We start from the raw sequence: 18,133 nt of genomic DNA on the forward strand, positions 1-18,133 counted from the left end.
GGCGGCATGCGGATCCGACCCGTCGGGGCGCACGCCCTGCTGCTCGACCTCGCGCCCGGGAACGGGTCCACCCCGGCCGACGCGGCCGCTCAGGTCGAGGCCTGGCGGGCGGAGCTGGCCCACCGCCGCGACCTGGGCGAGCTGACCGCCCTGGAGATCGTCCCGGCGGCGACCACCGTACTGCTCGACGGTGTGCCCGATCCGGAGGCGGCCGCCGGATCGATCGCCGGCTGGACGCCCCGGCCCGCCGCCGCCCGCAGCGCCGCCGGTCCGGTCGAGATCCCCGTGACCTACGACGGGGCGGACCTACCGGTCGTCGCGGAGCACTGGGCCGTCACCGTCCCCACCGTGGTGGAGCGGCTGGCCGGCACCGACTTCCGGGTGGCCTTCTGCGGCTTCGCGCCCGGCTTCCCGTACCTCACCGGCCTCCCGGGCGAGCTGGCGCTGCCCCGGCTGCCCACCCCCCGCCCCCGCGTCCCGACCGGCTCGGTCGCGCTGGCCGGTCCCTACGCCGGGATCTATCCGAGCCCGTCCCCGGGCGGATGGCTGCTGGTCGGCCGGACCGGGCTACCGCTCTTCGACGTCACCGCCGATCCGCCGACCCGGCTCACCCCCGGCACCCACGTCCGGCTGGTGCCGGCATGACCGGCGAACTCGTCGTCCTCCGGGCCGGGGCGCTCACCACCGTGCAGGACCTCGGCCGGCCCGGCTACGCGCACCTCGGCGTGCCCCGCTCCGGCGCGCTCGACCCGGCGTCGCTACGGCTCGCCAACCGGCTCGTCGGCAACCCCGAGAACACGGCCGGGCTGGAGATCACGGTGACCGGCTGCGTGCTGCGGCTCAGCCGGGCGGCCAGCGTCGCCGTCACCGGCGCCGAGGCGGAGATCCGCGTCGGCGCCCGCCCCGGCGACACCGGTCTGCCGCTCTCCGTACCGGCCGGGACGGTCCTGCGGATCGGCCCCGCCCGTGGCGGCGTACGCAACTGGCTGGCCGTCTGCGGCGGCATCGACGTGCCCCCCGTGCTGGGCAGCCGGGCCACCGACACCCTCTCCGGGCTCGGCCCGCCCCCGCTGCGCGACGGCGACCGGTTGCCCCTCGGTACGCCCACCGGCCCGCCCGCGCCGGTCGACCTGACCGTCGGCCCACCCCAGCGCGACGAGCTGAGGCTCGCCGTACGGCTCGGCCCGCGCGACGACTGGTTCACCCCGGCGGCGCTGGACCGGCTCCTAGGCACGGCGTACACGGTGAGCCCGGTGAACAACCGGGTCGGCGCGCGACTCGCCGGCGCACCGCTGCCCCGTGCGGTCGCCGGTGAACTGCCGAGCGAGGGGATCGTGCTCGGCGCGGTGCAGGTGCCGGCCGACGGCCAACCGTTGATCTTCCTGGCCGACCATCCGACGACCGGCGGGTACCCGGTCGTCGGGGTGGTCGCCGACGTGACCCCGCTCGCGCAGGCCCGCCCAGGCACTACCGTCAGGTTCCATGGACCTCAACGCTGACCTCGGCGAGGGATTCGGCATCTGGCGGCTCGGCGACGACGACGCGCTGCTCAGCCTGATCACCTCGGCGAACGTCGCCTGCGGCTTCCACGGCGGCGACGCACCCACCATGCGCCGGGTCTGCGAAGAGGCCGCCCGCCGCGAGGTCGCGGTGGGCGCGCAGGTCGGCTACCGGGACCTCGCCGGCTTCGGCCGCCGGCACATCGCGTACGACTTCGCCGAGCTACGCGACGAGGTCATCTACCAGCTCGGCGCGCTCGACGCGTTCTGCCGGCTCTTCGGCACCCGGGTGCGCTACCTGAAGCCGCACGGGGCGCTCTACCACGCGGCGACGCGCGACGAGAAGGAGGCGGCGGCGCTGGTGGCGGCGGTCGACGAGTACGACCACCGGCTGCCGCTGCTCTGCCAGCCCGGTTCGGTCCTCGCCCAGCTCGCCGTCGGCGCCGGACTGCGGGTCGTCGCCGAGGGTTTCGCCGACCGTGGCTACCTGCCCAACGGCAAGCTGGTGCCCCGCTCCGCGCCGGGCGCGCTGGTCACCGACCCGGAGCAGGTCGCCGAGCGGGCCGTGCGGATGGCCACCGAGCGGACCGTGGTGGCGGTGGACGGCACCGTCGTGCCCTGCCCGGTCGAGTCGATCTGCCTGCACGGGGACACTCCCGGCGCGGTTGCCTCGGCGGAGATGGTCCGGGCCGCGCTGATCGACGCGGGCGTCGCGCTCACGCCCTTCACGGCCTGAGCGCGGGAGCCCCGCTCCCGGGGCCCCCGCGAACGACCTCAGGCGTCCAGACCGCGCAGCACCAGCGGCAACCGGGCCGCGCCGCTCTCCACCACCCGGACCGGTACGCCCCAGTCCTGCCGGGTCAGGTGGCAGGCCGCGTGCTCGACGTCGACGTCGCAGGTGGCCGCCTGGGCGGTCACCTGCAGCACCCCACCGGTCACCTCGCCGTTGACCACCAGCCGCCGGGACAGTTCGGTGGTCGTGCCCGCCCCCTCGACGAGCAGCTCCGGCGGCGAGGCGGAGATCACCAGTCGGGTCGACGGACCGTACGTCTCGTCCAGCTTCTGCCCCGGCGCCGGGGTGAAGATGATCTCCAGCGTCAGCTCGCCGGGCGTCACGTCCGTCGGCTTGCGTTCGGTGCGGTGCCGGGGACCGTCCACCGTGCTGGCACCGGCCGCGGAGAGGGCCCCGGGCGCCAGCCGGGTGAGCCGGTGTGCGGCGGACTCCACCACCAGCACCTCGCCCTCAGCGGTGAGCACCAGGTCGCTCGGCTCGGCCAGCCCGTCGGCGACGGTGGAGACCTGGTCGGTCAGCGGGTCGAAACGCCGCACCGCGCCGTTGTACGTGTCCGCGATCAACACCGAGCCGTCCGGCAGCGCGCACACCCCCAGCGGGTGCTGGAGCAGCGCCGACGCGGCGGGCCCGTCGACGTGGCCGAAGTCGAAGAGCCCCTGCCCGACCGCGGTGCCCATCACGCCGTTCTCCACGTACCGGATCGCGCTGGTCTCGCTGTCCGCGATCCAGAGCCGGGCACCGTCGACGGAGACCGAGAGGCCGGACGGCTGGGCCATCCACGCCTCGTCCAGCGGGCCGTCGCGCAACGCCTCGACGGTGGTTCCGGCGTACATGCCGGCGGTCCGCTTGATCGGGTCGAACCACCACAGCTGGTGGATGCCGGCCATCGCGATGACGAGCTTGCCGTCGTACCAGGCGAGGTCCCAGGGGGAGGAGAGGTCGACCGAGAGCGCGTCGTGCGAGTGGTCGTCGACCGTCGAGCGCCACTGCCGCCCGCTGCCGGCGATCGTGACCACCTCGCCGGTGGCCAGGCGTACGCCGCGGAGCAGGTGGTTGACGGTGTCCGCGACGACCAGGTCGTAGCCGACGACCCCGGCCACCTGCTCGGGGAGCAGGCAGAGCCCCTGTGGCTCGGAGAAGGTGGCGACCCCGGCCGGGCCGTCGGTCCGCCCCCGGTCGCCCGAGCCGATCCGGCGTACCAGCGTCTCGCCGTCCGGCTCCAGCTCGGCCAGCGAGTGCCGGGCCGAGTCGGAGACGAGCAGGTTGCCGTCGGGCAGCTGCACGACCTTGCCGGGGAAGCGCAGCGTGGTCTCCGGCTCGGCGGGCGGGACGTACGGCCCGTCGCCCCGGTGCAGGGTGCCCTTCGCCTCGTGGACGGCGATCAGCTCGTCGATCAACCGAGCCAGCCCCTCGGCGTGACCCTCGCCGGCCATGGTGGCCACCACGTACCCCTCGGGGTCGATCACCGAGAGGGTCGGCCAGGCGCGGGCCGCGTACTGCTGCCACATGTCCATCTCGGGGTCGTCGAGCACCGGGTGGTGCACCCCGTACCGCTCGACCGCCGCCGCGAGCGCCTCGGCGTCCTTCTCGTGCTCGAACTTCGGCGAGTGGACCCCGATCACCACGAGCACGTCGCCGTACTTCTCCTCGAGCGGCCGCAGCTCGTCGAGCACGTGCAGACAGTTGATGCAGCAGAAGGTCCAGAAGTCCGCCAGAACGATCTTGCCGCGGAGGTCGGCGAGGGTGAGGTCGCGGCCGCCGGTGTTCAACCAGCCCCGACCGCGCAGCTCGGGAGCCCGTACTCGTGCGCTCATCCGTCCAGTCTGCCGGACCCGGCCGGCCGGGTCCGGCGGTACCCCGCGCGGCCTCGATCACACCTCTGCGGCACCCCGGACACGACGACGGGGGCCACGGACGACCGTGGCCCCCGTCGTCGAGGCGGCTACTGGCTGGCGGCCGGCTTCAGGCAGAGGACCCTGTTGGGCCCGTCGCCCTGCAACACGACGTGCGGCAGGCTCGGGTCGCCGCACTTGTCGTTGGTGTCGACCTTCGAGACCACGGTGAACGCCTCCGCCTCACCGCAGTCGGCCGCGACGGCGGTCTCGCCGGACTTCTTCACGCAGGTGCCGACGGCCGGGTCGAAGGACGGCGCCTGATCGCCGCCGACCTTGCCGAGCAGGAAGAGCAGGCCGAGCGGCACGGCCAGGATGAGCACCGCGGCGGTCAGCACCGCGGCCAGCACCCGCCCGTTGCGGACCTTCGCCGGTGGCGGTTCGGACTTCGGCTCCGCGTCCGGCTTGAACGCGTCGAACCGGTCCTGGTCGGCCTCCGCCGCACCCGGCGTCCAGTTCTGCTGCTCCGGCTCGTTCTGCCCCCAGGCGGGGACGGACCCGGGCTGGCCCGGCCCACCCTGTCCCCAGGACGGAACGGCCTGCTGCTGCGGGGGCGGCGGGAACGCGGACGGGAACGTGCTGGTCGGTGCGGGCTCGGTGTCGGGCAGCGCCGGCGGCCCGTAGCCCGCGACCGCTGGCATCCCCGGATCGTGGGGAACCGGCGGTCCGCCGAACGGGTCGGCCGGACGCTCGCCGGGGTGCGGCCGGTTCCCGTTGATCGGGCGGGTGTTGTTGGGGGCGTCGACGAAGTTCGGCACCCCCGGCGGGAAGGCCGGTGGGGCCGGCGGACCCGGACTCACCGGGGCCGGCTCGGCGTAGCCGCTCGGCGCGGGAGTCGGCTCCCGGTCGTCGAAGCGCGGCCCGGGCTCGGGCCGGGCGTCGACCCCGTAACCGTCCGGCTGAGCCTGCTCCGGCTCGTCCGCCGGCTCGGGCCGGGCCGGGCGACCGTAGACCCGGGGCTGCGGGGCGGACGTGCTGTCGGGCAGCAGCGGCTGATCGGCGGGGGGCAGCACCCGGCTGGCCAGCGGCACGGCAGCGCTCGCCGTGGTGCGGCCGGCCGCGCCGGACTCGGGCGAGGTGCGTGGCGCGGGCACCACCGGACCGGCCGGTGCCGCCTGCTCGTCGGAGTGGGCCTCGGCCGCCCAGGCGGGCTGCTCCGGCTCGTACCCCTGCCCGGTCGCCTCCGCGGGCGGCCAGTCGGCCCGCTCGACCGGCGTCGCCGGCCCGGACGCGGCGCCGTACGTAGCCGGTGCCGACTGTCCCGCGGGCACGCCGTACGTAGCCGGCGCCGGGAAGTCGGCCGCCGGTACGTAGTCGCCCGGCGGGGTGGCGGCCAGGCTGGCACCCGGCACGCGCTGCTCCTGCGGAGGCAGCGGTACGACGTTCGCCGGGGAGATCCCCGGAGCGGGGCCGGGCTGGTAGATCGGTGCGTTCTCGGCGGAGCGGTTCGCGGCGTCGGCGTCGGCGTTGCCCCACGCCTCGCCGGGCGCCCAGGGCTCCACCTCGGACGCGCCCGCCCGTTCGCCCGGGTTGCGCTGCGGCAGGCTCCCGGCGCCGGGCACGCTGGCGCTGGCCCGCGCGGGCGTGCCGGTCGACTCGGCCTGCCAGCCGCCGGAGCGACCCGGGTCGGCCGGCGGCTCCTGCCAGCCGCCCGACGGCGCGCCGCCCTGCGGCTGTTCCTGGGCCGGCGAGAGCATCCAGTCGGGCTGCTGCGGCTGGCTCTCCGGGGGCGCGCCCCAGGACTGTGCGGACTGATCCGGCTGGCCCGGGGCGCCCGCGCCCCACCCGCCGGAGTTGTCGGCCTGGCCGGTCTGGTTCGCGGCGCCCGACCAGCCGGTCTCCTGCTGCTGGTTCCAGCCGGCGCCGTCGTCAACCGTCGGCACCTGGGCGGCGCCGCGGACGGGCGGTTCGGCCGGCGCCCACGCCGGTGCGGTCTGTTCGGCCGGTGCCCAGGCCGGCTGGTCGGCCTGCTGCCCGCCGTCGTTCCAGCCGTTGGCGGGTGCCGGCTGCCCCGGCTGCTGCCCGCCGTCGTTCCAGCCGTTGGCAGGGCCGGGCTGCGCCGGAGCGCCCCAGCCCGCGGCGGCCTGGTCGGTCTGCGGTGACGCGTCACCCGGCTGCGGCGGAGTCCACCCGCCTGAGCGCGCCGGGTCCTCCTGCGGCCACGCCTGCGGGGGTGCTGCGGGCGCGGGAACCTGGGCCGCGCCGCGGGCGGCGGGCTGGGACTGTGCCCAGGCCGGCTGCTCGGGCGCGCCGGCCCAGCCCTGGCCGGACTGCTCGGGCTGCCCGCCCCAGGCCGGCTGGGGTGCGCCGGTCGCGGGCCAGGGCGCGGGGTGTCCCGCGTCGGCCGGTGGTGGAGTCTGTGCCGAGCCCCAGGCGGCGGGCGGCTGTTCGTTCTGCGCCGCCCAGGTGGGGGCCGCGGGATTGGGTCCGGCCGGTGGCGGGGGCGCCCAGCCCAGGTCCGGGCCGGCGCCGTAGCCGTTGGCCGGCTGCGCGGCGCGGTCGCCGTACGGCGTCGGTCCGCCGGCGCCCGGCGGCACCTCGTCCGGCTCCTGGCCGGGGTGGTGCGAGCCCTCGGACGTCATCGGTGCGCCTCCTCATCACATGTCGGCCGCCGGTGCCGATCGGTCTCCTCGGCTTGGCTGCCGGCGTTGCCGGCGTACCGGCCGTGCCGGGCTCCCCGCACCGTATCCGGTGGCCGTCCATGGCGTCCGGGGAGCATCGGTCGTCACTCCACGTGGTCGGCTGGTGTCGAACTGCTCCTAGTCGGCTCGACCTGTCCCGAATCGGTGGCGACGACCGAAGCCCACCGTACCGGGCGCTGCGCCTAGGTGGAATCCCGGTGTCAATGGGTGTGAAACGCCGATGACCCGCCCGGTGCTCCCGGGCGGGTCATCGATCTGGAGGAGGTGAGGAAAGGTCTGGTGCGTCAGCTCATGTGACGCTGGGCGATCGCGAGGAGCTCCTCGCGGACGGCCGGCGAGTTGGCGGAGCGCAGCGCGTGCTCGATGGCACGGGCGCGGCGGTTGGCGTCGCGGCGGGTCTTGATTCGCTCGATCATGCTCACGGTCGGTCTCTCCTCCGGCTATTCGGTTGTCAGCCCCTTGATGCCTCTATTTAACAGGAAGCAGCCGCAGACTTCCATCGATTCTTAGGTGAGCTGCACCACGAGCCGAATAATCAAAGGTTTCTCCGGGCTTGCGCCGACGTTTTCGTCGCCCAACTGACACGGCCGGTGTGCCGGGCGTTAACCCGTGGCACACCGGCCGTGGCCTGGTGGAACGAACCGGTCAGGTCCAGGCGAGCAGCGCCGCCTCCGGATCGGTCAGGAAGTCCCCGATGTCCCGGAGGAACTTCGACCCCAGCTCACCGTCGATGATCCGGTGGTCGAAGGAGAGGCCGAGCGTGGTGACCTGGCGCGGACGCACCTTGCCCTTGTGCACCCAGGGCATCTCCCGGATCGCGCCGAAGGCCAGGATCGCCGACTCGCCCGGAGGCAGGATCGGCGTTCCGCTGTCCACTCCGAACACCCCGACGTTGGTGATGGTCAGGGTGCCGCCGGACATGTCCGCCGGCGTGGTGCGGCCGGCCTTGGCCGTCTGCACCAGCTCGGTCAGCGCGTCGGCCAGCTCGCGCAGCGTGAGCCGCCCGGCGTCCTTCACGTTCGGCACGATCAGCCCGCGATCCGTGGCCGCGGCGATCCCCAGGTTGACGTACTCCTTGACGACGATCTCGTCGCCGGCCCAGGTGGAGTTGACCATCGGGTGCCGCCGCACCGCGAGCAGTACGGCCTTCGCCACCAGCAGCAGCGGCGAGATCCGCACCTCGCGCCACTCCCGGCGGTTGCGCAGCCGGTCGAGCGCCTTCATGGCCCGGGTCACGTCAATGGTCAGGAACTCCGTCACGTGCGGGGCGGTGAAGGCCGAACGGGACATGTTCTCGGCGGTGAGCTTGCGTATCCCCTTGACCGGGATGCGCTGCTCGCGGTCCGCGCCGAAGCTCGCCGCCGCGGTGGCGGTCGTGACGACCGACGCCGGCTCGGCGACCGCGCCGGCGGCGGCCCGCTGGACGTCCTCCCGGGTGACCGAGCCCAGCGGCCCCGAACCGGTCAGCGCACGGAGGTCGACGCCGAGATCCCTGGCGAGCTTGCGCACCGGTGGCTTGGCCAGTACACCGGTCGCCGCGCCCGCCTCGTGGCCGTTGGGCGCGGGCACGGCCCGCGCCGGGGCGGCCTGCGCCGGAACCACCGGGGCCGCGGTGGCCTGGGCCGGGATCGCCGGGGCCGCGCTCGCCTGCGTCGGCACGGCGCTCTTGCGCGGGCGGCGCTTCGCGCTGGTGGTACGCGGGCCGTAGCCCACCAGCACCGGCGTCCGCCCGCCCGGCGCTGGGCCGCCGACCAGACCCGGCTCGACCGCGCCCTCGGCCGGTGCCACCTCGACCGCGGCCAGCGCGGCAGCCGACGGGGTGGGCAGGTCACCGCCGGCCGAGGACGACGCCGTGGTGTCCAGCGGGCCGGCGTCCGGGTCGGTGTCGATCGCGATGATCGGGGAGCCGACCTCGACCGTGGTGCCCTCCGGGTGGAAGATCGCCTGGACCCGGCCGGCCCACTTCGCCGGAATCTCCACGGCCGCCTTGGCCGTCTCCACCTCGACGATCGGCTGGTTCAGCTCGATGATGTCGTCGACCTTGACGAGCCAGCTGAGGATCTCGCCCTCGGTGAGCCCCTCGCCCAGGTCGGGCAGGTTGAACGTCTTGAGTCGGGACATGTCACTCACCAGTCACTCACCAGCCGAAGGAGCGGTCGACGGCGTCGAGCACCCGGTCGAGGTCGGGAAGGTACTCCTCCTCCACCCGGGCGGCCGGGTAGGGGGTGTCGAAGCCGGTCACGCGCAGCACCGGAGCCTCCAGGGAGTAGAAGCACTCCTCGGTGATCCGGGCCGCGATCTCCGCGCCCACGCCGACGTTGGACGGCGCCTCGTGCACCACCACGGCCCGGCCGGTGCGCCGGACCGACTCGTACACCATGCCCAGGTCGAGCGGCGAGATCGAGCGCAGGTCGATGACCTCCAGCTCACGACCGTCCTCGGCGGCGGCGGTCGCCGCCTCCAGGCAGGTCCGCACCATCGGGCCGTACGCCAGCACGGTCGCGTCGGTGCCGGGGCGGACCACCCGCGAGGCGTGCAGCGGGTACGCGTCGGCGATCGGCGCGTCCAGGTCGACCGGACCCTTCTCCCAGTAGCGCCGCTTCGGCTCCAGGAAGACGATCGGGTCGTCCGACGCGATCGCCTGCTGGATCATCACGTACGCGTCCTGCGGGTTGGCGCAGGAGACCACCTTCAGGCCGGGGGTGTGCGAGAAGTACGCCTCCGGCGACTCGGAGTGGTGCTCCACCGCGCCGATGCCGCCGCCGAACGGGATCCGGATCACCAGCGGGATCCGCAGCTTGCCGCCCGAGCGGTAGTGCATCTTCGCCACCTGCGACACGATCTGGTCGTAGGCCGGGTAGACGAAGCCGTCGAACTGGATCTCGCAGACCGGCCGGTACCCGCGAATGGCGAGGCCGACGGCGGTGCCGATGATGCCCGACTCGGCGAGCGGGGTGTCGATCACCCGCTGGTCGCCGAAGTCCTTCTGGAGCCCGTCGGTGACCCGGAAGACACCGCCGAGCTTGCCGACGTCCTCGCCCATGATGACGACCTTCGGGTCGTTCTCCAGGGCCCGCCGCAGACCGATGTTGAGGGCCTTGCTGATGCTGAGCGTCTCCGTGGCCATCAGTGGGCGCTCCCCTCGAACGACTCCATGTAGCGGTTGAACTTCGCGCGCTGCTCGTCCAGCAGCGGCGAGCCGTTGGGGTAGACGTTGTCGAACATGGTGACCGGCTGCGGATCCGGCATGGCCAGCACCCGCTCGCGCAGGTGCAGCGACTCGCTCCGGGCCTGCTCGTCGACCTCGGCGAAGAAGTCCGCGTCGACGATCTGCTGCTTGGTCAGGAAGGCCTTCATCCGGGCGATCGGGTCCTTGGCCTGCCACGCCTCGACCTCGCTGGCGATCCGGTAGCGGGTCGGGTCGTCCGAGGTGGTGTGGGCGCCCATCCGGTAGGTGTACGCCTCGATCAGGCTCGGCCCCTGCCCGTGCCGGGCGTTGTCCAGCGCGGTACGGGTCACCGCGTACGACGCGAGCACGTCGTTGCCGTCCACCCGTACGCCGGGGAAGCCGAAGCCGGCCGCCCGCTGGTAGAGCGGCACCCGGGTCTGCCGCTCCAGCGGCTCGGAGATCGCGTACTGGTTGTTCTGGCAGAAGAAGACCATGGGGGCGTTGAAGACGCTCGCCCAGACGAAGGCCTCGTTCACGTCGCCCTGGCTGGTGGCGCCGTCGCCGAAGTAGGCGATCACCGCCTCGCCGTCGTCGCCGCCCATCCGGCCGTCCATGGTGATGCCCATGGCGTAGCCGGTGGCGTGCAGGGTCTGCGCCCCGATGACGATCGTGTACATGTTGAACTTGAACTCGTTCGGGTCCCAGCCGCCCTGGTCGACGCCGCGGAACAGGCCGAACGGCATGATCGGGTCGATGCCCCGGCAGTAGAGCACGCCGTGCTCCCGGTAGGTCGGGAAGGCCATGTCCTGCGTCCGCAGCGCGCGCCCCGAGCCGACCTGCGCCGCCTCCTGACCCAGCAGGCTCGCCCAGAGACCCAGCTCACCCTGGCGCTGCAGGGCGGTGGCCTCGGCGTCCAGCTTCCGTACCAGCACCAGGTCGCGGTAGAGGCTCCGGTACTCGTCGTCGGTCAGGTCGGCGCGGTACACGGTGCCGTCCGGCCCGGTGACGCTGTCGATCCGCTCGCCCTCCGGGGTGAGCAGCTGCACCAGGTCCGGGTCTGCGCCCGTGGCCTTCCTGGAACGGGGTGCGGCCCGCCTACTGCGGGTGCTGACCCCGGGGTCGCCCTTTGCCATCCGTCTCTCCCTGTCGTGTCTGCGTCGGCACCGGCTGGTCACCCGGCCGCGCAAATCCTGCGCCGGCCCGGCGGTGCCGGACCGGTCCTGGCGGCCGCGCCTAGCCCCGGTGAGGGTTGCCGCGCGGCGTGAGCCGGATTCAGTTGGCCGAACCCGGATCGGGGAGCGCCGGCGTTCGCCGAGCCTGCCGCGAGGGTGCGCGGAGGCCGCGGCTGCGTTGCCGTCGTGCTCCATATTCGCAGAGGAGGTGAGTGGGCCCACAGTACGCCCGGCCTGGTCGATGAGGCCTGATCGATTCGGGGGCTTTGTCAATGTCGGCGTGTGGAGTGCCCGCCGCCGATCCGGTGATGGTTCGTCACCGTTCGGGTAGTTGACCGTGTCGACACGCTGTAGGGGGCTGGCGCACTGAGCGTCACTGAGCCAGGCTGATTCCCGCAGGATCGCCGTGATCGGGGCGATTTGCGACATGCGCCGGCCTGACCACCGTGCCGATCAGTCCACTGTCAACGCTGAGGAGGCGCTGGTGTCCGAGCCAGCCGACGGACCCGGTACGCCGCTGCTCGGGAAGCACCGCGCGGTCAACGGCGGTTACCGGCGGGTGGTGGGCGCGCACCGTGCCCCCGGCGCCTCCGGTCCGTCCCGGGGCTACCTCTTCACCGTCGCGCTGCTGGCCGGCACCGCCTCGATGCCGATCCTCGCGGCGATCAGCACCGGCTCCGCCACGGTCGGCAGCACGGCGCTGCCGGACAGCAGCACCCCGTTCATCCCGACGCCCTCCGTCGGGCCGGTGGTCGTCCCCCTGCCGACGTCCAGCCAGCCGTCCGCCCGGCCGACCTCCAGCCCGTCGGCGGTGAGTGGCTGGTCGGCCGGCTTCCCGCTGGGCGGGCCCGACCGGTCGGAGCCGCCCCGGTACGGATCGGACGACACCGGGACGGGCGCGGAGCCGACCCGCCGGCCCCTGCCTCCGCCCTCGGCGCCGCGCCCCACACCGAGCAGCCCACCGGGGCCCTCGCGCCCGCCGTCACCGACCGCGTCGCCGAGTCCGAGCACGTCACCGAGCGACGATCCGACCGACGACCCGACAGCCAGCCCGTCGCCGTCCGGAACGATCTCCGTACCGCCCACCGAACCCACCTCGCTCCCCACCGAGGAGCCGGACGACTCGACGCCTCCGGACGACCTGCCCGACCCGGACGAATCGCCGACCATGACCGTGGCCCCCCGGCCGTCCGTCGGCACCCGCCCCACCCCACCTCTCGGTCCGCGCCACGTCAGTCACCTCACACCCCTCGTGGTCGGCCCCGTCATCCCGTCGTCCCGGGAACCGTCGAACGATTGTCGCCGCCGTCCGGCGTCGCTACGGTGATGATCAGGAGCGGCCGGACCGCCCGGACGAGGTGATGATCGACGCCGCGCTGGCGGCGGAGGCGGTGGCCCCGCCGAGGTACTTCGAGGAGACAGCGTGGGCGGCGGTGCGCGATCCGGTCAGGCCCCCGCGCCCCGACCCGGTCCCACGTTGCGGCTGGCCCGGCTGGTCACCGAGCTGACCGCACCCGCGGTGCTGGTCCCGGTGCTGATGATCGCCGTCGGCTGGCACAGCGCCCAGGGTGGCGTGGCCGGGCTCGGCTGGGCTCTGCTCGCCGTCGTCTTCGTCATCGGCATACCGTTCGCGTACATCGTCGGCGGCGTACGCCGAGGGCGGCTCACCGATCACCACGTGGGACAGCGGGAACAGCGCCGCGTTCCGCTGCTCGTCGGCCTCTGCTCGGTCGTCGTCGGGTTGATTCTGCTGGTCACGCTCGGCGCGCCCCGACCTGTGGTGGCGCTCGCGGCGGCCGGGGCGATCGGCCTGGTGGTGGCGGTGACCGTGAGCCACTGGTGGAAGATGTCGATCCACTCGGCGGTCGCCACCGGCACCGTGGTGATCCTGGCCCTCACCTTCGGAGCCCGGCTGCTGCTCAGCGCGCCGCTGCTGGCCCTGGTCGGCTGGTCCCGGGTGCGGCTGCGCGATCACACCGTGTCGCAGGTGGTCGTCGGTGGGCTGGTGGGCGGCCTGGTGGCCGGCGTGGTCTTTGCAGCGCTGCACTGAGCGTGGGCGACCGAACCGGAACCGCCGTCGCGGGCCCCGCACCGGAGGCCGGCCGGGGCCGCGCCCGGCCGGCTCAGTCGAGGTCGGTGAGGCGGTGCCGGTTCGCCTCGATCCACGTGTTCAGCGCCTCCGGATCGTCCGGGTCCACGCCGTCGGCCATCAACTCGGCCACGGCCGCGGTGGCCGGACTGCGCCGCTCGCCGGTGCTGTAGAGGCGGGCGAACTCGGGCACCATCTCCTCGATGGCCGCGTCGGTCTGTGTCACCGCGACGGCCGGCAGGTCGCGTCGGCGAGCGGCGTACGCCGCCCAGGCGCGCAGCACCCGGGGCAGCATCGCGGCGTCGTCCATGTCCAGCACGGCCCGCCGGTGCACCCAGTCGAGCAGGAACAGGCCCGCGACCGCCGGGCTCCACCGCAGCGGGTCGGCGTCCGGGAAGCTCTCCGCGTGGTCGAGCAGCAGGCCGAGACAGAAGTGCAGCGAGGCCAGCTCGGGACCGTCGATGGTGTCCAGCCCGGCGCGGGCGGCCTCCGGCGAGGCGAGGAAGCTCCGGAGCAGGTCGGTCCGGTCGGCGGTGGAGAGCGGCTCGGCGCCACGGGCCGCCGGCACCGACTGGGTGGGCAGCACCGCGAGCCGTGCGCCGGCCAGCGCCCGGTCGGTGGCGAGGGCCCCCGCGCTGGGCAGCTCGCTGAGGTCGTCGGTGATCGTCAGGTGGCGGACCACCTCGCCGCGCATCCGGGCCGGATCCTCCTCTCGGAACCAGGTCAGCTCGTCGGACGCGCACATCTGCCGGACCTGCTCGAGGATCTGGCCGGCCGGCCCACCGACGAAGACGTCCTTCGTGATGCCGATGTTGTGGTCGACCAGCGCCACCAGCGCGTGCTCCGGGCCCCCGGCCGCGTCGTCGTACGCGAAGGTGGCCAGGTAGGAGGTCTGGTCCCCGTACACGTCGCCGTACGCCCAGGTGCCGGTGAGGTGCACCCGGCCGAGCTGGCCGGACCAGGCCGGCGCCTGGCTGCCGGGCCGGACCCGCTCGGCGCCGTCGGCGTCGGGCACCAGGGCGGCGAAGACGGAACGGATGGTGGTCGCCGCGGCGGTACGCCGACGGGCGGTGGCGGCGAGGAAGCCGGTGACGAACTCCCGGATGGCGGCGTTGCGGTCGCTCTCCGCGATGGCGTAGACGCTGCCGAGCAACGCCGCGCCGAGCATCTCGGCGTCCAGGGCGCTGTCCAGCCGCGTCACGTCGCGCGCGGCGTGCAGAACTGCGTCGTACGGGGTCCGGGGAGGGGCCATGCACCCGACCCTACGCTCGTTCCGGCGTACCGGGCAGCGGTAGCGACAGGGGAACGATCAGCGCCGGGCGGCGTCCCGGAGGGCCTCCCGCGCCACCGCGTAGTCGGCGAGGACGCCCCGGACCGGGGCCAGCACGTACTCGTCGCCGACCGCGGCCACGGCTGCGGCGAGCCGCTGCTCCGCCCGGCGGCGGGCCCGCCCGGCCGCCCAGCGGACGATCGGCCGGGTCAGCGCCGAGAGCAGCAGACCGGCGAGCAGGCCGCCGAGCAGCAGCAGCGTCGGCAGCGGCACCACGCCCACCATCGGGGGCTCCGGGTCGGGCAGCCCGAGCGCGCGCAGCACGTAGCCGAGCAGCAGCCAGGCCAGCCCGCCCAACGCCGCCAGCGTCACCAGCCACTGAACTACTCCGACGAACCGCCACCAGAGCGGTCGACGCCCCAGGCCGAGGTCGGTGGCGGCGACCGCCCGGTCCAGCGCGTCCGGCAGGTCGGCGAGGCGGGACCGGGCCGCCTCCGTCACCGCGGCCGGCCAGCCGGCGGGCAGCTCGGCCGCGGCGCGATCGGCCACCGCCCGGATCGCGAGCCCGAGCGCGGACCGCTGCGCGGCGGTCGGATCCGGCACCGAGGTCGCCCCCACCAGGCTCTCCGCCGGGTCGGTGACCTCGACCGGTGCGCCCGACAGGTGCAGCCGACGCAGCGGGTCGGGTCGCAGCCGCCGCCAGCCACGGACCAGCGGCCACCCGGTGCTCGCGACCGCACGGTGCCGGTACGCCTCCCGCACCGCCTCCGTCACGGCCGGCACGCCGGCAGCGCCCGCCAGCGCCCGGGTCAGCTCCCCGGCCGTGGCCTCGTCCGGGCCGGCGGCCGGGCGGTCGGGGCCGACCAGCTCGTCCAGCCCCGCGACCACCGTCTCCACGTCACCGGCGAGGCGACGCAGCGCCGCCTGGCGCTCGGCGACGGTCCGCTCCAGCGCCGCGCGCAGCTCGACGATGCCGTCCGGGTCGGTCGCGGTGGTGGCGAGCAGGGGTACGCCGTCCAGCCCGTCGTCGTCGAGCAGCCGGCGCAGGTCGGCCACGACCCGGGGCAGCTCGGCCGAAGGGAGCCGGTCGGCCTGGTTGAGCACGACCAGCGTGACGTCGCGGTGCCGGTGGAACTCGCCGAGGTAGTTCGTGTGGATCACCCGGTCGGCGTACTTCTGCGGGTCGACCACCCAGACCACGAGGTCGACCAGGCCGAGTAGGCGGTCCACCTCCAGCCGGTGGGACCACTGCACCGAGTCGAAGTCGGGCAGGTCCAGCAGGACCAGGCCGTGCAGCGCGGCCTCGTCGTCGGCGTCCAGGGCGCTCTCCCGGACGAACCGGTGCCGGGGCAGCACCCCGATCCAGTCGAGCAGCCGGGCCGCACCCTCCTGCGGACCCCAGACGCAGGCGTGCGCGACCCCGGTCGTCGGGCGGCGCACCCCGACCGGGGAGAGATCCAGCCGGGCCAGCGCGTTGAAGAGGCTGGACTTGCCGCTGCCGGTGGCGCCGGCCAGGGCGACCACGGTGTGGTCGCGGGAGAGCGTCAGGCGGGTGCCGGCCCGCTCGACGAGCGTGTGCGCGGGTACGAGCCGGCTGGCCGGCAGGCGCCCGTCGGCCGCGGCGAGGAAGCGGCGCACCGCCTCCAGGCGGGCGAGCAGCACGTCCGGGTCGACCCGCTGGTCGCCGCCGCGGAACGCCTCGCGTATCCGGCCGACCACGTTGCTCACCGCCCGGACCTTCCGCTCGTGACCGCCGGGTTCGCGCTCCTGCCCCTCGTGCTCACCGGGTCGCCCCTCCGGTGGTCAGCCCGCTGCGCCGCCGTGCGCTCTCCACCTGGTCCGCGGCGGTGTGCAGCGCGCCGACGATCTCCGCGTCGAGCCGGGCCGCCGCGCTCCGGGTGAGGTAGCGCTCGGCCTCGTCGTCGAGCAGGGCCCGCACCCGCTCCAGCAGGTCGGCCCGGGCCTTCTGGGCCAGGGTACGCACCGCCTGGTCGCCGAAGATCGCCTGAAGCACGGCCTGCGCGGCGACGGTGGTGCCCGCGCCGGTGGCGACCTCCAGGCCGGTCGGGATGAACGCGGTCGAGGCGAAGACGGCGATCATCACGGCCAGGCCGGTGGCGTTCACCGCGTACGCGGCGGTGCGGGCCACGAAGCGCTTGTCGCCGCCCTGCGTCCGGACGAGTTCCAGCACCCCGCGCTGCCACTCCCGGACCAGCCGTTCGGCCCGGGCGGGCAGGTCCTCGCCGGGGCGGCCGAGGGACGGGTCCAGCAGCTCCGCCCCGGCCGGATGCGCGTTCCAGCCGGCGTACGCCTGCTCGGCCGCCTCGGCGGCCACCCCGCGCAGCAGCGTGACCAGCTGGGATTCGATCGCGCTGCGCAGTCCGGCGGCGGGTGCCGGGCGGCCGGTGAGCGCGGCGACCATCCGGTCGCGCAGCCGCCCGATCCGGGCCTCCAGGGTGCGGAAGAACTCGCCGGTCCCGACGAACTCCTGCCAGCGGGCCAGCACCTCGCCGCGGAGCAGCCGGCCGTCGCTCAGCCCCTGCTCGACCGTGCGGTGCCCGCCCCGGTACGCGGCCAGTACCCGCTCGTCCAGCGCGTCGACGGCGGTGAGCTGCTCGGCGGCCGCGTCGGCGAGCCCCTCGACGGTCGGGTGCAGCGCGGCCAGCGCCCCGTCCAGGGTCTGCCGGACCACGGCGGCCCGGGCGTTGGCGTCGGCCGCCAGCCGGGTGAACCAGTCGGCCAGCGGGCTGGTGACCCGCTCGGGGAGCAGCCCCTGACCGTCGACCCGGGTCTCCGGGAGCACGAAGAGCGGTGCCTGGCCGAGCCCCTGCTCGGCCAGCATCTCGGCGAGGTGGGCGGAGACCTCGTCGACCGCCTCCGGCGGGACCCGGTCCAGCACCATGGCGATCACCGTGCCCCGGGCGCGGGCGCCGCGCAGCAGCTCCCACGGAACGGCGTCGGCGTAGCGGGCCGCGGTGGTGACGAAGAGCCAGAGGTCGGCGGCGGCGAGCAGTTGGCCGGCGAGCGCCCGGTTGGCGTCCACCACCGAGTCGATGTCCGGCGCGTCGAGGAGGGCGAGCCCGGCCGGGAGGGCGGGGGCGGTGACGATCTGGAGGGTGCCCGGGTCCTCGCTCGGCTCGTTGGTACGGGTGAGGCCGGGCAGCAGCTCCCCCTGCCGGAACCACGACGTGTCGGGCGGGCTGCAGACGAGCACCGGTGAGCGGGTGGTCGGACGAAGCACACCGGCGGCGCTCACCCGGGCCTTGACCAGGCTGTTGACCAGCGTCGACTTGCCGGCCCCGGTGGAGCCGCCGACCACCACCAGCAGGGGCGCGTCGAGTCGGGAGAGCCGCGGGAGCAGGTAGTCGTCGAGTTGGTCGGTGAGCGAGTCGGCGGCCCGTCGGGCCGGCTCGGCCGAGGGCAGGGCCAGCGGGAACCGGGCTGCCCCGATCGCGGCCCGGAGCGCCTGCAGGGCGGCGGGGAGGCTCTCCTCGCCGGTGGCGGCGGACGGGTCCGCCGGGGGGTCCGGCGGGCCGGGGCGGGCTGCGACGGCGGGCGTGCCGGAGTGGCTGGCGGGGTCGCCGTGCGTCGTCACCGCTAAAGCGTG

Annotated in this window: 14 protein-coding genes; 4 read left to right on the forward strand and 10 right to left on the reverse strand. The window is 74.8% G+C overall.

The annotated features are described in order from the left end of the window. The first annotated feature begins 6 nt into the window (after positions 1-6). Genes D7147_RS29800 through D7147_RS29810 form a run of 3 tightly spaced genes read left to right on the forward strand, consistent with a single transcriptional unit; the run spans position 7 to position 2,235 of the window. The gene (locus D7147_RS29800; RefSeq protein ID WP_120683652.1) at positions 7-645 is read left to right on the forward strand and encodes a 5-oxoprolinase subunit B family protein; all 639 of its coding nucleotides are present in this window, start codon (positions 7-9) and stop codon (positions 643-645) included. Beyond that, complete coding sequence (locus D7147_RS29805) at positions 642-1,499, forward strand: 5-oxoprolinase subunit C family protein (protein WP_120683654.1); 858 nt, start codon at positions 642-644, stop codon at positions 1,497-1,499. The genes D7147_RS29800 and D7147_RS29805 overlap by 4 nt, the downstream gene beginning before the upstream one ends. Next, positions 1,483-2,235, forward strand: a complete 753-nt coding sequence (locus D7147_RS29810; protein WP_120683656.1) for a LamB/YcsF family protein — start codon at positions 1,483-1,485, stop codon at positions 2,233-2,235. The genes D7147_RS29805 and D7147_RS29810 overlap by 17 nt, the downstream gene beginning before the upstream one ends. Positions 2,236-2,273: 38 nt before the next feature. On the opposite strand, the gene D7147_RS29815 is transcribed toward D7147_RS29810, so the two are convergent. The 7 genes from D7147_RS29815 to D7147_RS29840 form a co-directional block, all read right to left on the reverse strand. Continuing rightward, positions 2,274-4,106, reverse strand: coding sequence for an NHL domain-containing thioredoxin family protein (locus D7147_RS29815; protein WP_120683658.1), 1,833 nt, complete (start codon positions 4,104-4,106; stop codon positions 2,274-2,276). A gap of 128 nt (positions 4,107-4,234) precedes the next feature. Continuing rightward, complete coding sequence (locus D7147_RS29820) at positions 4,235-6,766, reverse strand: LppU/SCO3897 family protein (protein ID WP_120683660.1); 2,532 nt, start codon at positions 6,764-6,766, stop codon at positions 4,235-4,237. Positions 6,767-7,110: 344 nt separating this feature from the next. Further along, a complete protein-coding gene (locus tag D7147_RS32805; protein ID WP_165947343.1) occupies positions 7,111-7,248 on the reverse strand; it encodes a hypothetical protein in 138 nt (45 codons plus the stop codon). A 223-nt stretch (positions 7,249-7,471) separates the two neighbouring features. After that, the gene (locus D7147_RS29825) at positions 7,472-8,947 is read right to left on the reverse strand and encodes a dihydrolipoamide acetyltransferase family protein (protein WP_120683662.1); all 1,476 of its coding nucleotides are present in this window, start codon (positions 8,945-8,947) and stop codon (positions 7,472-7,474) included. A gap of 16 nt (positions 8,948-8,963) precedes the next feature. Beyond that, the gene (locus D7147_RS29830) at positions 8,964-9,953 is read right to left on the reverse strand and encodes an alpha-ketoacid dehydrogenase subunit beta (RefSeq protein WP_120683664.1); all 990 of its coding nucleotides are present in this window, start codon (positions 9,951-9,953) and stop codon (positions 8,964-8,966) included. Beyond that, complete coding sequence (gene pdhA / locus D7147_RS29835) at positions 9,953-11,128, reverse strand: pyruvate dehydrogenase (acetyl-transferring) E1 component subunit alpha (protein ID WP_120683666.1); 1,176 nt, start codon at positions 11,126-11,128, stop codon at positions 9,953-9,955. Before pdhA ends, D7147_RS29830 begins: the two co-directional genes overlap by 1 nt. A 645-nt stretch (positions 11,129-11,773) precedes the next feature. Next, entirely contained in the window at positions 11,774-12,253 is a 480-nt protein-coding gene (locus D7147_RS29840; RefSeq protein ID WP_147434717.1) for a hypothetical protein, read from the reverse strand. Positions 12,254-12,590: 337 nt separating this feature from the next. Between D7147_RS29840 and D7147_RS29845 the strand changes: the two genes are divergently transcribed. Next, positions 12,591-13,217 (forward strand): phosphatase PAP2 family protein, encoded by a 627-nt coding sequence (locus tag D7147_RS29845; protein ID WP_120683670.1) that lies wholly within the window; start codon positions 12,591-12,593, stop codon positions 13,215-13,217. Positions 13,218-13,290: 73 nt separating this feature from the next. On the opposite strand, the gene D7147_RS29850 is transcribed toward D7147_RS29845, so the two are convergent. Genes D7147_RS29850 through D7147_RS29860 form a run of 3 tightly spaced genes read right to left on the reverse strand, consistent with a single transcriptional unit; the run spans position 13,291 to position 18,121 of the window. Next, positions 13,291-14,508, reverse strand: a complete 1,218-nt coding sequence (locus D7147_RS29850; RefSeq protein WP_120683672.1) for a hypothetical protein — start codon at positions 14,506-14,508, stop codon at positions 13,291-13,293. A 57-nt stretch (positions 14,509-14,565) separates the two neighbouring features. Continuing rightward, positions 14,566-16,254 carry a GTPase gene (locus D7147_RS29855; RefSeq protein ID WP_120683674.1) on the reverse strand — a complete coding sequence of 563 codons (1,689 nt, stop codon included), beginning with the start codon at positions 16,252-16,254 and terminating at the stop codon, positions 14,566-14,568. Between the two features lie 52 nt (positions 16,255-16,306). After that, positions 16,307-18,121 carry an ABC transporter gene (locus tag D7147_RS29860; RefSeq protein WP_120683676.1) on the reverse strand — a complete coding sequence of 605 codons (1,815 nt, stop codon included), beginning with the start codon at positions 18,119-18,121 and terminating at the stop codon, positions 16,307-16,309. Positions 18,122-18,133: the final 12 nt, after the last annotated feature.

This window comes from Micromonospora musae, assembly GCF_003626545.1.
GTDB classification, from domain to species: domain Bacteria; phylum Actinomycetota; class Actinomycetes; order Mycobacteriales; family Micromonosporaceae; genus Micromonospora; species Micromonospora musae.

Coding starts and splice junctions, on each gene's coding strand:
- D7147_RS29800 (WP_120683652.1), top strand. CDS start 7: ATGCGGATCCGACCCGTCGGGGCGCACGCCCTGCTGCTCGACCTCGCG.
- D7147_RS29805 (WP_120683654.1), top strand. CDS start 642: ATGACCGGCGAACTCGTCGTCCTCCGGGCCGGGGCGCTCACCACCGTG.
- D7147_RS29810 (WP_120683656.1), top strand. CDS start 1,483: ATGGACCTCAACGCTGACCTCGGCGAGGGATTCGGCATCTGGCGGCTC.
- D7147_RS29815 (WP_120683658.1), bottom strand. CDS start 4,106: ATGAGCGCACGAGTACGGGCTCCCGAGCTGCGCGGTCGGGGCTGGTTG.
- D7147_RS29820 (WP_120683660.1), bottom strand. CDS start 6,766: ATGACGTCCGAGGGCTCGCACCACCCCGGCCAGGAGCCGGACGAGGTG.
- D7147_RS29825 (WP_120683662.1), bottom strand. CDS start 8,947: ATGTCCCGACTCAAGACGTTCAACCTGCCCGACCTGGGCGAGGGGCTC.
- D7147_RS29830 (WP_120683664.1), bottom strand. CDS start 9,953: ATGGCCACGGAGACGCTCAGCATCAGCAAGGCCCTCAACATCGGTCTG.
- pdhA (WP_120683666.1), bottom strand. CDS start 11,128: ATGGCAAAGGGCGACCCCGGGGTCAGCACCCGCAGTAGGCGGGCCGCA.
- D7147_RS29850 (WP_120683672.1), bottom strand. CDS start 14,508: ATGGCCCCTCCCCGGACCCCGTACGACGCAGTTCTGCACGCCGCGCGC.